12 protein-coding genes are annotated in these 14,449 nt (G+C 71.8%); 1 reads left to right on the top strand and 11 read right to left on the bottom strand.

What is annotated here, in order from left to right; genetic code table 11:
* Nucleotides 1-20: 20 nt before the first annotated feature.
* The 10 genes from ACFYY2_RS19885 to ACFYY2_RS19840 form a co-directional block, all read right to left on the bottom strand.
* Nucleotides 21-533: a hypothetical protein gene (locus ACFYY2_RS19885; RefSeq protein WP_388744532.1), complete on the bottom strand. Its 513-nt coding sequence runs from the start codon at nucleotides 531-533 to the stop codon at nucleotides 21-23.
* Between the two features lie 103 nt (nucleotides 534-636).
* On the bottom strand, nucleotides 637-2,967 hold the full coding sequence (locus ACFYY2_RS19880) for a xanthine dehydrogenase family protein molybdopterin-binding subunit (protein WP_388744530.1): 2,331 nt from the start codon (nucleotides 2,965-2,967) through the stop codon (nucleotides 637-639).
* A 76-nt stretch (nucleotides 2,968-3,043) separates the two neighbouring features.
* A complete protein-coding gene (locus ACFYY2_RS19875) occupies nucleotides 3,044-4,630 on the bottom strand; it encodes a 2Fe-2S iron-sulfur cluster-binding protein (protein ID WP_388744528.1) in 1,587 nt (528 codons plus the stop codon).
* Nucleotides 4,627-5,523: an FAD binding domain-containing protein gene (locus tag ACFYY2_RS19870; protein WP_388744525.1), complete on the bottom strand. Its 897-nt coding sequence runs from the start codon at nucleotides 5,521-5,523 to the stop codon at nucleotides 4,627-4,629. Before ACFYY2_RS19870 ends, ACFYY2_RS19875 begins: the two co-directional genes overlap by 4 nt.
* Nucleotides 5,524-5,772: 249 nt before the next feature.
* Nucleotides 5,773-7,413: a beta-N-acetylhexosaminidase gene (locus tag ACFYY2_RS19865; RefSeq protein ID WP_388744523.1), complete on the bottom strand. Its 1,641-nt coding sequence runs from the start codon at nucleotides 7,411-7,413 to the stop codon at nucleotides 5,773-5,775.
* Nucleotide 7,414: 1 nt separating this feature from the next.
* On the bottom strand, nucleotides 7,415-8,263 hold the full coding sequence (locus ACFYY2_RS19860) for a carbohydrate ABC transporter permease (protein WP_388744521.1): 849 nt from the start codon (nucleotides 8,261-8,263) through the stop codon (nucleotides 7,415-7,417).
* Nucleotides 8,260-9,231, bottom strand: coding sequence for a carbohydrate ABC transporter permease (locus ACFYY2_RS19855; RefSeq protein ID WP_388744518.1), 972 nt, complete (start codon nucleotides 9,229-9,231; stop codon nucleotides 8,260-8,262). Before ACFYY2_RS19855 ends, ACFYY2_RS19860 begins: the two co-directional genes overlap by 4 nt.
* A gap of 2 nt (nucleotides 9,232-9,233) precedes the next feature.
* On the bottom strand, nucleotides 9,234-10,538 hold the full coding sequence (locus ACFYY2_RS19850; protein ID WP_388744515.1) for an extracellular solute-binding protein: 1,305 nt from the start codon (nucleotides 10,536-10,538) through the stop codon (nucleotides 9,234-9,236).
* Nucleotides 10,539-10,894: 356 nt separating this feature from the next.
* Nucleotides 10,895-11,191, bottom strand: a complete 297-nt coding sequence (locus ACFYY2_RS19845; RefSeq protein WP_384056128.1) for a DUF3039 domain-containing protein — start codon at nucleotides 11,189-11,191, stop codon at nucleotides 10,895-10,897.
* Between the two features lie 30 nt (nucleotides 11,192-11,221).
* The gene (locus tag ACFYY2_RS19840) at nucleotides 11,222-11,782 is read right to left on the bottom strand and encodes a YqgE/AlgH family protein (protein WP_388744512.1); all 561 of its coding nucleotides are present in this window, start codon (nucleotides 11,780-11,782) and stop codon (nucleotides 11,222-11,224) included.
* Between the two features lie 297 nt (nucleotides 11,783-12,079).
* Between ACFYY2_RS19840 and murA the strand changes: the two genes are divergently transcribed.
* Nucleotides 12,080-13,420, top strand: a complete 1,341-nt coding sequence (murA, locus tag ACFYY2_RS19835) for a UDP-N-acetylglucosamine 1-carboxyvinyltransferase (RefSeq protein ID WP_388744509.1) — start codon at nucleotides 12,080-12,082, stop codon at nucleotides 13,418-13,420.
* Between the two features lie 429 nt (nucleotides 13,421-13,849).
* On the opposite strand, the gene ACFYY2_RS19830 is transcribed toward murA, so the two are convergent.
* A complete protein-coding gene (locus ACFYY2_RS19830) occupies nucleotides 13,850-14,131 on the bottom strand; it encodes an HU family DNA-binding protein (protein ID WP_003968811.1) in 282 nt (93 codons plus the stop codon).
* Between the last annotated feature and the right edge of the window lie 318 nt (nucleotides 14,132-14,449).

The raw sequence follows: 14,449 nt of genomic DNA, 5'->3' as shown, positions 1-14,449 counted from the left end.
GCCAGTGAACGTCGTCGTCATCAGATCGACCCGGTGGTCGGCTTCGGCGCAGGCTTCTCCGGCCCCGTGTCCCCGCTCTGCTTCGCCGGCTTCGTCGGGTCGTACTCGCCGCCGTAGTGCTTCTTCGCGTCGTCCGAGATCGCGAGCATGCGGCGCCGGATGTCGATGTCCAGGTTCTCGTAGCCGTTGTGCGCGGCGAGGACCGCGATGCTCATGCCCTCTATGGAGTTGGAGAGCGCCTTGGACAACGTCTCCAGCTCGGTGATGACCGTCTGGTACGACGCGAAGAGACTCGCGGCTTCCGCCCATTGGTTGGCGCCGCCACCGAACTGGGTCCGCACCATGGGGTCTTCGCCGAGCTGCGTCGCTCCGGCCGGTGACTTCTTGAGGTCCGCCAGTATCTCGTCGACGCGGTTGCGGAATTTGGTGAACGACGTCAGTTCCGTGGCCAGTTCGACTGCGGCGGCCGCCGTGGTGACTCCCAGGCCCGGCACCGCCATCAGTCCCGCGCTCACTCCATCACTCGGCAGCACAGCACCCTCCCCGTATCCGGCCGGCCACGACTTCAGGGATCACTGTAGTCAGCACCGGTGACACATCGCACCCCCGGGTTGCAGGTGCAACGTGAATCACAGGTCAGGACTTCGCGGCGGCCACCGCGGCCTGGGGCCGGATCGGGAGGCGGTTGACGGGACGGCCCGTGGCGGCACGCACTGCGGACGCCACGGCCGCCGGGGAGGTCACCACCGGTACGGCGGAGGCCGCCTTGGCGCCGAAGGGGGCGACCACGTCGCGCTCCTCCACCAGTTTCACGATGCGAATGTCCGGTGCGTCCAGCGAGGTCGGAAGCGCGTATCCGGTGAGGTCCGGGTGGCGGATCAGGCCGCGCGCCGAGCGGAGGTTCTCCGTGAGCGCGGCGCCGATGCCCTGGGTGATGCCCGCCTCGATGCGGACCGCGAGCTGGGACGGGTTGAGGACCCGGCCGACGTCCTGGGCGACGGCCATCTCCACCACCCGGACCGAGCCGAGCTCGATGTCGACGTCGACCACCGCGCGCACCGCGCAGAAGGCCAGGCCCACGAACGCGTCGCCCTGGCCCGACTCGTCGAGGGGTTCGGTGGGGTGGGGGCGGCACTGGGCGGTGGCCCAGAGTTCCTTGCCGTCCATCGCTTCCGTGACCGTCGTGGACAGCACACCGTCGTACGAGGTGATCTTGCCGTCGGCGATCTGGAGGAGCTCCGTCGACATGCCGAACTTGTGGGCCAGCGGCTGGAGGAGCTGCGTGCGGACCATCTTGGCGGCGCGTTCGACCGCGCCGCCGGAGACCCAGGTGTGGCGGCCGTGCGTCGCCGGCCCGGCCGGGGGCTGGTCGGTGTCGACCGCCGCGACGTGGACCTCCTCGATGCCCAGGGTCTCCTGGACGATCTGCCGGGCGAGCGTGGTGAAGCCCTGGCCGGTCTCGACGGCCGCGCAGATCACCGTGGCGACGCCGTCGTGGACCCGGACCGTGGCCGTGGAGACCTCGTCCGCGCCCTCGGCACCGAGCATGTGGACCATGCCGAGCGCGTAGCCGACCCCTCGGCGTACGGCGCCGGGCTCACCGGCGCCCTCCGGGCCTCCCGGGAGCAGCCAGTCGTCCTCGGGGGCGTCCTTCGGGAGCGTCGGGAGCGGGAAGTCGCGCAGCTCCCGGAGGAGTTCGGCGACCGGCGCGGGGCACGTGACGGTCTGGCTGGTGGGCAGGATGTCGCCGGTGGAGAGGGCGTTGCGCAGGCGGAGTTCGACCGGGTCGATGCCCAGCTTCGCCGCCAGCTTGTCCATCTGGCCCTCGTACGCCGCGCAGACCTGCATGGCGCCCTCTCCGCGCACATGGCCGGAGGGCGGGTTGTTCGTGCGGACCGCCCAGCCCTCGATGAAGGCGTGCGGGACGACGTAGGGGCCGCAGGCGAAGGCCACGGCGGCGGCCAGGGATTCGGACGAGGCGTCGGCGTACGCTCCCGCGTCGAGGAGGATCTGGGCCTCGACCTTGACCAGCCGGCCCTCGTTGTCCGCGTGGTGGCGGTAGCGCAGCAGGGTCGGGTGCCGGTGGGCGTGGCCGAGGAAGGACTCCTCGCGGGTGGCGGCCAGTTTGACGGGGCAGCCGGTGCGCAGGGCGAGCAGGCCGAGCGGGATCTGGAAACCGGGGTCCTCGCGGTCGCCGGTGGCGCCCGGGACGCCCGTGACGACGACCTTGACGCGCTCGGGATCCAGGCCGAAGCAGGCGGCGGCGAGGTCCCGGTCGGTGTGCGGGTCGGTGGACGCCGTGTAGAGCTCGACGCCGCCGTCGGGACGGGGGACGGCGAGTCCGGCCTCCGCGCCGATCGGGGCGGGGTCCTGGCGCCCGATGCGGTACAGGCCCTCGACGATGACCTCGCCCACGGTGTCCGGGTCGCCGTAGCGCAGCGGGATGTGGCGGATGAGGTTACCGTCGGGGTGCAGCGCTTCGGCGGCGAAGGCCTTCTCGGGGTCGGTGACCGGTTCGAGCACTTCGTACTCGACGGTGATGGCGGCGGCGGCCAGCCGTGCGGTGTCCGGGTGGTCGGCGGCGACGGCGGCGATGGCCTCGCCGTGGTGGCGTACGAGCTCCGAGGCGAACACCGGCCGGTCGACGACCCCGCGGCCGTACGCGCCGTCCCCGGGGATGTCCTCGTGCGTGACGACGGCGCGGACGCCGGGCATCCGGGCGGCGGCCGAGGTGTCGATCGACAGGATGCGGGCGTGCGGGTGCGGGGAGCGCAGCATCGCGGCCCAGAGCAGCCCCTCGGCCCAGAGGTCGGCCGCGTAGGGGAACGTCCCCTCGGTCTTGGCGCGGGCGTCGGCGGGCGGCAGCGAGGCGCCCAGGCCGTGCGCGGGCAGTTCCTGGTCCGGTGCGGCGCCCTCGGGCTGCGGGGCGGTACGCGTGCTGGTCGCGGTGGCTGCGTCGCTGGTCACGCCGCCTCCTTGTCGTTCGCTCCGCTGCGGCGGCTGGTGGTGGGGGTGAGCGGTCGTGCGGGGGACGGCACGGAGTTCACCGGACGTCTCCCTCGTGCTGGACGCCGCCCTCACCGGGGGCGGCCTGGTGCGGGATGCGCGGTTCGAGGTCGTCCAGCGTGCCCGTCGCCGCCTCCGACACCGCTTCGCGGCCCGCGACGACCTCGCGTACGGCGTCGAGCACGCCCCGGTAGCCGGAGCAGCGGCAGAGGTTGCCGCACAGGGCCTGGCGCGTCTCCAGCTCGCTGGGGGCGTGGTTGCCCTCCAGGAGGTCGTGGACGGTCATGGCCATGCCCGGGATGCAGAAGCCGCACTGGACGGCTCCGCACGCGGCGAGGGCGCGCTGTACGTCGGACGGTTCGCCGTCCACCGCGAGGCCTTCGACGGTGCGTACCTCGCTGCCCGCGGTCGTGGCGGCGGGGACCAGGCAGGAGGCGACGAGACGGCCGTCGACCTGGACGTTGCAGGCGCCGCATTCGCCCTGCGAGCAGCCGTCCTTGGCGCCGGCGAGGCCGAGACGCTCGCGCAGGACGTAGAGCAGCGACTCCCCGATCCAGGCGTCGGCGACCGGTCGGTCGGCTCCGTTCACGTGGAGGACGTACGAGGCGGAGGGGTGCTCGCTCGGCGCGTCCACGGGCGCGGCGGCCGGTTCGTCGGCGTGCTCGGGGGCGGGCACGCCGATGGGCTCGGGGACGGGCTCGGGGGCGAGTTCGGCGGCCTCGGTGTCCGGGGCGGGGGCCACCGGCTCGGGCTCCTCGACGGCCTGGAAGGCCTCGGCGATCTCGACGGCTTCGAAGGCCTCGGCGATCTCCACGGCCTCCGCGGGCCCACCGATGGTCTCCGCGTCCTCCGACGGGCCCTCCGGGGCCGGGACGGCGTCCTCTGCGGGCTCGGCGGGGTGTCCCGTCGCCCCGGCCTCCTGCGGCGCATCGGCGGCGTCCTGCGGGGCTGCGGGGGCGTGCTCGCCGGCGGCCGCGGGCTCGGGCACCTCGTGCGCCGGTTCCTGCGTCGCCCACGGTGCGGGGGCCCCGCCGGGCAGGGTGGCGGGGGGCGTGTCCGCGTACCACTGCGACGCCACCGCGGAGGCGGAGAACTCGCCGGACTCCTCCGGGATGTCGCCGCCCGCGACCGGGATCGTCCACTGGCCCGTGTGCCCGGCGGGCTCGGGGGACGGCTCGGGCTCGGCGGGGTGCACGGCCTCGGTGTAGTTCCAGTGGGCCGTCGTGGACGACGTCTGCGCGTACTGCGACGTGTCCGGGTACGGCTGCTGGTACTGCTCCTGCTGCTGGTTCGGGTCGGGCCACCGCGCATCGTCCGCCGCGGCCTCCTGGCCGGCGGCGTGCTCGGCGGCGCGTTCCTGCTGGCTCTGCGTCTGCAGGACCCAGCTGCCCGTCGCCGCGGGGTCGAGCCCGGCGGCCGGGGTCAGCGGCAGGATCATGGGCGGCACGTAGCTGTGCCCGGGCGCGGCCAGCGGGTCGCCCCCGAGGTCGGGGAAGTCCTCCGGGGGCAGGTGGACGAAGGCGGTGGCCTCCGCGTCGTACTCACCGCCCTGCGGGGTCGGCTCCCAGCCGGCGTAGGGGTCGGGCAGGCCCTGCGGCTGCCCGGGGTTCTCCTCATTGCTCACGACAGTGCCCTCCCCAGCGCGCGTCGGGCGAGCGCGGCGACGGTGCGCCGCAGGTGCAGGACGGCGGGCGACAGCGCGGGCGCCTCTCCCCCGTCTTCCGGTGGTTCCTGGTCGGGGATGCAGGCCGCGGCCACGTACTCGCCGAAGGCGGCCAGCGCGTCGGGGGCGAGGCCGCGTTCGCCGTCCCAGTCGATCAGGGAGGCGATCCAGCGCTCGGCCTCCAGGGGCCGCAGCGGCATCGGGGCGATCGCGCCGACCGCGCAGCGCACGCCGCGCCGGGCGGGGTCCAGGACGATCGCGACGGAGGCGGTGGCGCGGCCCGGGCCGGTGCGGCCGGTCGCCTTCAGGAACACCTGGGGGGCGTGCAGCAGCGGCACGCGGACGAAGCCGATCAGCTCGGCGGGTTCGAGCATCTCGCGGCCCGCCAGCAGGTGCGAGACGGGGATCTCACGGCGGGAGCCGTCGGGGCCCGCGATGACCAGTTCGGCCTCCAGGGCCGCCAGGACCGGCAGCGCGTCGCCGGTCGGGGCCGCGGTGGCGATGTTGCCGCCGAGGGTTCCGGCGTTACGGATCTGGGGCGGGCCCGCGGCGCGCGCCGAGGCCGCCAGTGCGGGGATGAGGGCGGCGAAGTCGGGCCGCCCCATGCGTGCGTGGGTGAGGCCGGCCCCGAGGAGGGCGTGGCCGTCCTGGTAGTGCCAGCCGCGCAGCTCGCTGATGCGGCCCAGGCCGACGAGTCCCGAGGGCCGCAGCTGTCCCTTGTTGACGGCGGCCATGAGGTCCGTGCCGCCTGCCACGGGGACGGCGGCGGGCATGGCGCCGAGAGCCGCCACGGCCTCGTCGAGCGAGGCCGGCAGCGTTACCGACCGCATCGCCTGCGGTGCGTGCGTGGTCAACCCAGCTGCCCCTTCCCGGTGTCCCGGCAGTCCCGCCTGTCCGCCGTACGGTACGTGCTCACGGCCGGGACGTGGCAACTCTGGCACATCTTCCGGGCGGTCCGACGCGAGGGTCCGCGAAGGGCGTTTCCGTCCCCGGCCAGGGGATAAATCCCGTTTGGCAGGTGTTCTGCCCCGCGCACGAATTGCTACTCTTCAGCGAGTTCGTACGACTTATGCGGTTCCCCTGGCCGGAGGGCGGGACAGCGGTCACACGGTCGGGGGCGGTCCCTCGATCGGGCGACCGAGGACACCGGGCCGGCGTTGCCACGGCAGCGGGCCGGCGGGCGGCCGGTAGCCGACGCCCAGGGCGTCGAGCCGGGCGTAGTGGGCGCGCATACGGCGGTCGAAGCCGGCGAAGTCCCTTTCGCCGGGGGCCGGGAGGGGCGACCAGACGACCTCGGCGAAGGCCGCGAGCCGGGGAAACACCTGGTAGTCGACGCGGGCCGCGTCCTGCATGACCTCGGTCCAGACGTTGGCCTGGGCACCCAGGATGTGTCCCGCGGCCTCGTCGGAGAGGCCCGGAGGGACCGGTTCGAAGCGGTAGACGTCCTCCAGGGTCCGCACGAAGCCGATGGGCATCGGCTCGTCGGCACCGCCGTCCTGACGGTGGTCCAGGTAGACCTGCTGCTCGGGGCACATCACGACGTCGTGGCCGGCTTCGGCGGCGGTGACGCCGCCCGCGTAACCGCGCCACGACGACACTGCCGCGCCGTCGGCGAGCCCGCCCTCCAGGATCTCGTCCCAGCCGATGAGGCGGCGGCCCCTCTCGCCGAGCCAGCGGTCGAAGTGGCGGATGAACCAGGACTGCAGCCCGTCCTCGTCCGTCAGGCCGAGTCCGGTCATGCGGGCCTGCGCGGCCGGTGACTCCTTCCACTGGTCCTTGAGGCATTCGTCGCCGCCGACGTGGATGAACGGCGAGGTCTCGGCCGGGAACAGGTCGAGCACTTCCTCGAAGACGCCCTCGAAGAAGCGCAGGGTGTTGTCGGTGGGGGCGAGTACGTTCGGGTTGATGCCCCAGGTGTCCCAGACGGAAAGGACGGACGTGTCGACGACATCGGTGTTGCCGAGCTCCGGATACGCGCTGATGGCTGCCTGCGAGTGGCCGGGGATGTCGATTTCGGGGACGACGCGGATATGCCGCTCGGCGGCGTACGCGACGATTTCCCGGATGTCGTCCTGCGTGTAGTAACCGCCGTGCGGTGTCTCGTCCCACAGCTCGGACGCGCGGTGCCCGTATTTGGTGCGGGCCCGCCACGCGCCGGCCTCCGTGAGCCGGGGGTGGCGCTTGATCTCGATCCGCCAGCCCTGGTCGTCGGTGAGGTGGAAATGGAAGACGTTGAGTTTGTGGGCGGCCAGCAGGTCGAGCATGCGCAGCACGCCGTCCTTCGGCATGAAGTGGCGGGCCACGTCGAGCATCAGACCGCGCCACCCGAAGCGCGGGCCGTCCTCGATCTCGGTGAGGGGAATGCGCCTTGCAGCACCGGGACTCACCGGGGCCCGCCGGAATGCCTCGGGGCCGAGGAGCTGGCGCAGGGTCTGCGCCCCCCAGAAGACCCCGGCGGCGCCGCCACCGGTGATCCTGACGCCCCGGACGGCGTCCACGCCGAGCCGGTAGTCCTCGGGTCCCAGTGCGGGATCGACCTGCAGCTCGACGGTGTTCACGCTGCTCGGCGCGCCCTTGGCCGCGGGGGCGAGGGGAAGGCCGAAGGCGGCCCCGAGGGTGCCGCGCAGCCAGCGTTCGGTGTTCTCGGTACCGGGTCCCGCGGTCAGTGTCGTGGCGCCGTCGAGGACGAATGCGCCGCTGTCGCCGCCGCGTGTGCGCACCGGCGCCGGAATCAGATTGTCCATGTCAGTCCTTCACCGCTCCGCCGAGTCCGGAGACGAGGCGTCGCTGTACGAGGACGAAGAAGACCAGCACGGGAATGGTCATCACCGTGGAAGCGGCCATGATCCCTCCCCAGTCGTTCTCGTCGGGTTTGAAGAAGACCAGCAGCGCCATGGGCAGCGTCGACTGGGAGGTGTCGCTGATGATGAACGATTTCGCGAACAGGAAGTCGTTCCAGGTCGAGATGAACGAGAAGACGCTGGTCGCCACGAGGCCGGGGAAGACCAGCGGGAAGAGGATCTGCCACAGGAAGCGGGTGCGGCTCGCCCCGTCGATGGCGGCGGCCTCCTCCAGGGCCTCCGGGACGGCCTTCACGAAGCCGCGCAGCATCCAGATCGCGAAGGGCAGCGAGAAGGCCAGATGCGGCAGGATCAGTGATCCCAGGGTGTTCAGCTGCCCGAAGTCCCGCATCAGGAAGAACAGCGGAATGGTCAGTGCCTCGACCGGCACCATCTGCGCCACGAGAAACATGATCAGCAGGGTGGTGCGGAACCGGAAGCGGAACCGGGTCACCGCCGTCGCGGCGAGGAACGCGGTCAGTGCGGAGAGCACGACGACCGTGCCGGCCACGAGCAGGCTGTTGAGGAAGTAGCGGCCGAAATCCTGCTGTTCGAAGACCCTGCGGAACGAGTCGAGGGACGGCGCGAGGGTCCAGGGGCGCGCCTGCGTGGACTGGATCTCCCCGGCCGGTTTGAAGGCGGACAGCACCATCCAGTACAGCGGGAAGGCGACGGCCGCGGCGATGAGCAGGGCCGCGGTCTCCGCCGCGAGCCTTCCGGGCCGGCGGACGCGCAGAAGTGTGCGTGCGCTCACAGTTCCTCCCCTTGGCGACGCACGAGGCGCAGGTGGACGAGTGTCACGGCCAGCAGGATCACCAGCATCACGACGCCGATCGCCGATCCGAGGCTGTACTGGGAGGAGGCGAACGCCTTCTGGTAGGCGTAGACGTTGAGTACCAGGTTCTGGCCCGCGATACCGCCTCCGTTGGTCATGACGTAGATCTGCGTGAAGACCTTGAAGTCCCAGATGACCGACTGGATGGTGACGACGAGGAGGATCGGCCGGAGCATCGGCGCCGTGACCGACCGCCAGGTCCGCCACTGGGAGGCGCCGTCCAGCGCGGCGGCCTCCAGCACCTCGCCGGGGATGGCGCGGATGCCGGCGTACACGGTGACCATCACGAAGGGGAACGAGCACCAGAGGACTTCGAGGAGCACCAGCGCGAAGGCGCTGTAGCGCCCGTAGGTCCAGGAGAAGTCACCGAGCCCCAGCACCCTGTTGACCGGTCCGAAGTCCGGGTCGAAGAGGAAGACCCAGACGGTCGAGCCGGTGATCGCGGGCGTGGCCCACGCCCCCAGGGCGGCCAGCATGAGCGCGAGCCGGGGCAGGGCGCGGACGCGGGTCAGCAGGACCGCCAGGGCGCAGCCGGCGAGCAGGGTGGCGAGGACACAGGCGGCCGCGAAGAGCACGGTCGCGAGGAGCACCTGCCAGAACTGGCTGTCCCGGAAGAGCGTCGCGTAGTTGCCGAAGCCCTGGAAGGTGGTCGGTTCGCCGCCGCTGACCTGGGCCTGGGTGTACTCGAGGAAGGAGATCAGGCCCAGCTGGTAGATCGGGTAGACGAGCAGGCCGCCGAGCAGGACGAGGGCGGGCAGCAGGTACAGCCACGGGGTCCAGCCGGGTCGCCGCGCGGACGACCCGGGGCGGTTCCCGGGCGCGCGGACGGGTGCCGTGCCCGCCCCGGGCACCGTGGTGGCCTTGCGCACCGTGGTGTTCGCGGTCATCGTCAGCCCGCTTCGGCGAACGCCGCGTCCATCTTCTTCGCCGCGTCGTCCGAGGCGGCGGCCACGTCCTTACGGCCGCTGACGATCTCCTGGAACATGGTCGGCAGGACCAGGGAGGCGTCGATCCGGCCCCAGGCCGGGGAGGCCGGCACGAACTTGGCACCCGATTCGAGCGAGTTGACGAAGGGCCCGACGAAGGGCTCCTTCTGCGCGACGGTGTCCCGCACGTCCGAGTAGGTCGGCAGGAAGCCCATCGCGTCGAACATCTCGGCCTGCGTCTTCTTGCCGGTCAGTGCCTTCATCAGGTCGACGGCGAGTGTGCGGTGCGAACTGCTCCTGAGCACACCGATGTTGTTGCCGCCAGCGAAGGCGGGGGCGATCGAGCCCTCCTTCACGCCGGGGAGCGGCACGACGGCGTACTTGCCCTTCACGGCGCCGGCCTCTACGGCGGCGTGGCTGAAGTCGCCGCCGATCGCCATGGCCGCCTTGCCGGCCGCGAACGCGGTGACCGTGGCGTTGCCGCCCATGGCCGCGCACTTGGCCGCCGGGCAGTTGTCGTCGCCGAAGAGCGAGGTGTAGGCCTCGATGCCCTTCCGGGCCTTCTCGCTGTTGATGGAGGACTTGTAGGTCACCCCCGTCTCCTCGGCCAGTTCGCCGCCCTGCGCCCAGATGAAGGGCATGGCGCCGTAGGTGTACGCGCCGCCGACCACGAGGCCGTACAGGCCGGGCTCCGCCTTGTGGATCTTCTTCGCGGTGGCGATCAGTTCGTCCTGCGACTTCGGCGGTTCGATCCCGAGGCCGGCGAGGACGTCGGTGCGGTAGTACAGGGCGCGTACGCCGACGAAGAGGGGCGCTCCGTAGATCCTGCCGTCCACCGTCACGGACTGCTTGGCGGTCGGGTCGGTGTCCTCGGCCTCGTCCCAGGCCGCGAACTCGCTGCTGACGTCGGCGAGTCCGCCGTCCTTCACGTAGCCGGCGGTGTCGGTGTTGCCGTACTCGATGAGGTCGGGCGCGCTCTTCGGGTCGTTGAAGGCCGCCTTGATGCGCTGGGCCCGGGTGTCGACGGGTATGTACTCGATCTCGACCTCGGCCCCCGCGTGGGACTTCTCGAAGCCCGCCACCGCGGCGTCGACGACCTTCTCCTTGGGCTTGTTGCCGACCTCCTGGAAGAGCCAGACGCGCAGGGTCCCGGACTTCTCGTCCCCCTTGGCGCCGGTGTCGGAGGTCTGTGGCGCGCAGCCGGTGGCGGTGACTCCCGCAAGCACAAGAGCCGCTGCGGGAGCGGCGATTCGGGCAGAGAACTTCATCCGGGACCCCAACCGGTCATGCGTTGCATCCTGTGCAACGCGCGTTTCGTTCTGCACAACTGGCAGGAGACTAAGGGCGTGGCGGTACGCCGACAAGTGGTCTCCACCACTCTGTGACCAGCCGACGCGGCCCACGCGACGCGCGCCCGCGGTCCGGTCGGGTCCGGTCCGGGGGAAAGCGATACCCCCCGCCCCCCGCGGGCCCTGGACATGCGGACGGCCCCCGGGGGCACGCGGCGACGCGTGCCCCGGGGGCCGTGACCGGTCCGGGGACCGGGCTGAAATCCGGAGGGAACCGGGCGGGGGCCCGGAGAGGATCCGGACGGACGTCCGGAAGGAGGCCTGAGGGCCGCGGACTACTTCTTGCCGCTGTTGTCCTTGCCGCCCTTGTCCTTGTCGCCACCGGCGCCCATGGACTCGTAGATCTCCTTGCACATCGGACAGACCGGGTACTTCTTGGGGTCGCGCCCCGGGACCCAGACCTTGCCGCACAGTGCCACCACGGGAGTGCCCTCCAGGGCGCTCGCCATGATCTTGTCCTTCTGGACGTAATGCGCGTAGCGCTCGTGGTCACCGTCGCCGTTCGACACCTGAGGTGTCGGCTCCACGAGGGTCCCCGTACCTGCCCCGCGCTCGGGCTCAAGAGTGCTCATAACTGCCAAGCGTACTGAAAGCTCCGGGCATCAGTTGAGCGAAGGGTCGTCCGGATACGTCGCGATCATGGCCAGTTCGCTTCGCTGGCGGCGGAGCACAGCCCGCCAGAGGCTCTCCGGGCGCGGCGAGGAGACGTCACCGGGCTCCGACTCGACGACGTACCAGGCGCCGTCCTTCAGTTCCCGCTCCAGCTGGCCGGGTCCCCAGCCGGCGTATCCGGCGAAGATCCGCAGGGAGCCGAGCGCCGCCGCGAGCAGCTCCGGGGGCGTCTCCAGGTCCACCAGGCCGATCGCCCCGTGCACCCGCCGCCAGCCGACGGGACCCTCGTCCCCGGGGATGACCGCGACGCCCAGCGCGGAGTCGAGCGAGACCGGGCCGCCCTGGAAGACCACGTCCGGCTCACCGGCCAGGCCGGCCCAGGGCGCGAGGATGTCGCCGACACCCACCGGGGTCGGCCGGTTGAGGACCACGCCGAGCGAGCCCTCCTCGTCGTGGTCGAGGAGCAGCACCACCGCGCGGTCGAAATTCGGGTCCGCCAGGGCGGGAGCCGCCACGAGCAGCCGGCCTGTGAGCGAGGACACCTCCGTCATGGCTCAGATGATCCCGCATCTTCGCGCCCGGCGGGGACCGTGCGGCACTCCCGGCGGCGGCGGCAGTCCGTCCGCAGCTCAGGGCGCACGAGCGCCGCACGGGCGCACGGGGAGCGCACGATCGTGGGATGCCCGGACACGGGAGCCGGACGGTGACCCTCCGCGAGGAGGGGGCAGCAGAACGTGGTGTGGCGGATTCCTGACGGGGTCGAGCCCCCCGGGGCCTTACTGAAGGGGGGTCTGCGGCCATTACCCTTTTGTTTGCCCCTTGCCCGACCACTCCGGAACGCGAGATACATGACCGGCACAGACGATGTCCTGCTTGTCCACGGCGGCACCCCGCTGGAGGGCGAGATCCGCGTCCGAGGCGCCAAGAACCTGGTGCCGAAGGCAATGGTCGCCGCGCTGCTCGGCAGCGGGCCCAGCCGGCTGCGCAACGTGCCCGACATCCGCGACGTGCGGGTGGTCCGAGGGCTGCTGCAGCTGCACGGCGTGACCGTCCGCCCCGGCGACGAACCGGGCGAACTCATCCTCGACCCGTCGCACGTCGAGAGCGCGAACGTCGCCGACATCGACGCGCACGCGGGCTCGTCGCGCATCCCGATCCTCTTCTGCGGCCCGCTGCTGCACCGGCTGGGGCACGCCTTCATCCCGGGCCTCGGCGGCTGCGACATCGGCGGCCGGCCGATCGACTTCCACTTCGAGGTGCTCCGTCAGTTCGGCGCGACCATCGAGAAGCGGGCCGACGGCCAGTACCTGGAGGCCCCGCAGCGGCTGCGCGGCACGAAGATCCGGCTGCCGTACCCGTCGGTGGGCTCCACCGAACAGGTGCTGCTGACCGCCGTGCTCGCCGAGGGCGTCACCGAGCTGTCCAACGCGGCCGTCGAACCGGAGATCGAGGACCTCATCTGCGTTCTGCAGAAGATGGGCGCGATCATCTCCATGGACACCGACCGGACCATCCGGATCACGGGTGTCGACCGGCTCGACGGATACACCCACCGCGCGATCCCGGACCGCCTGGAAGCGGCTTCCTGGGCGTCCGCCGCGCTCGCGACCGAGGGCAACATCTACGTGCGCGGCGCCCAGCAGCGCTCGATGATGACGTTCCTGAACACCTACCGCAAGGTCGGCGGCGCCTTCCAGATCGACGACGAGGGCATCCGCTTCTGGCACCCCGGCGGCGCTCTGAACGCCATCGCCCTGGAGACGGACGTGCACCCGGGCTTCCAGACCGACTGGCAGCAGCCGCTCGTGGTCGCCCTCACCCAGGCCGCCGGCCTGTCCATCGTCCACGAGACGGTGTACGAGTCCCGGCTGGGCTTCACCTCGGCGCTCAACCAGATGGGTGCTCACATCCAGCTCTACCGCGAGTGCCTCGGGGGCTCCGACTGCCGCTTCGGGCAGCGGAACTTCCTCCATTCGGCGGTCGTGTCCGGCCCCACGAAACTCCAGGGCGCGGATCTGGTCATCCCCGACCTGCGCGGCGGTTTCTCGTACCTGATCGCCGCACTGGCGGCCCAGGGCACGTCCCGGGTGCACGGCATCGACCTGATCAACCGCGGCTACGAGAACTTCATGGACAAGCTGGAGAAGCTCGGCGCCAAGGTCGAACTGCCGGGCGGCTCGCTCGTCTGACGCCGTTCCGGGCGCGCTCCGGCGCGCGCACAGTGCTGCCGCACACAGCATTGCGCCCCGCGCACCACAGTCCGCCGCCCCGGCCCCGCGAGGGACCGGGGCGGCGGACTTCTGCGTGCACCCGTTTCTGCGCGCATCCGCTCTGTGCACCGGCTTCTGTGGGCACGGCTTCTGCGTGCACCCGGGCGGCCGTCCCGCCGGTCCCGCGCACCGCACGCGGGCCCGGTGCCACTGGGGGCCGCCACAGGGCCGGACGAGCGCGGCGGCCCTCCCCCGGGCCGCCCGCGGCCGCCGGGGCGCCGCAGGAGGCCCCCAGGGCCCGCAGGGACGGTGTCCGCTCCGGCGGAACCCGACGGCCACTGGCCCCGGGTACGCCGAAGGGCGGCCGCCCCGGTCGGGACGGCCGCCCTTCTTGATGCCTTGGGGGCCTTACTTGCCCTTGGCGGCTTCCTTGAGCTTGGAGCCCGCGGAGACCTTCACGCTGTAGCCGGCCGGGATGTTGATCGGGTCGCCGGTCTGCGGGTTACGAGCGGTGCGAGCGGCACGGTGGGTGCGCTCGAAGGTCAGGAAGCCGGGGATGGTGACCTTCTCGTCGCCCTTGGCGACGATCTCGCCGACGGTCTCGGCGAGCGCGGCCAGAACGGCGTCGGCGTCCTTGCGGGTCACCTCGGCACGGTCGGCCAGGGCGGCCACCAGCTCACTGCGGTTCATGTTTGTACTCCCGTGTTCTTCTTGCCTGTGAGGCGTGAGATCGAAGCCGATGCTGCCAGGGCCCTCTGACAGTCCCCGGACCCGGGTCTGATGTCAGACCCTCGCGCCCGAATACGCATCCTGCCCCCACCTGCGGCGCTAACGCCAATCCGGAACCCCTCGACGTCACACGAAAAGCACCACCGATTGCCTGTGATGACGTTCCGTCGACTTGTTGGAGCGGTCCGCAGCGGTTGCAGGGCCTGTGGGGCTCGCTGCCCGCCCACCCTAAAGGGGCGTTTGGGACGCCGCGACCCGCGACGCGCCGTACGGAGCGCC

Source organism: Streptomyces sp. NPDC001822 (assembly GCF_042892135.1).
In the GTDB taxonomy this organism is placed as follows: Bacteria; Actinomycetota; Actinomycetes; order Streptomycetales; family Streptomycetaceae; genus Streptomyces.
This window is presented reverse-complemented; position numbering and strand designations above follow the sequence as displayed.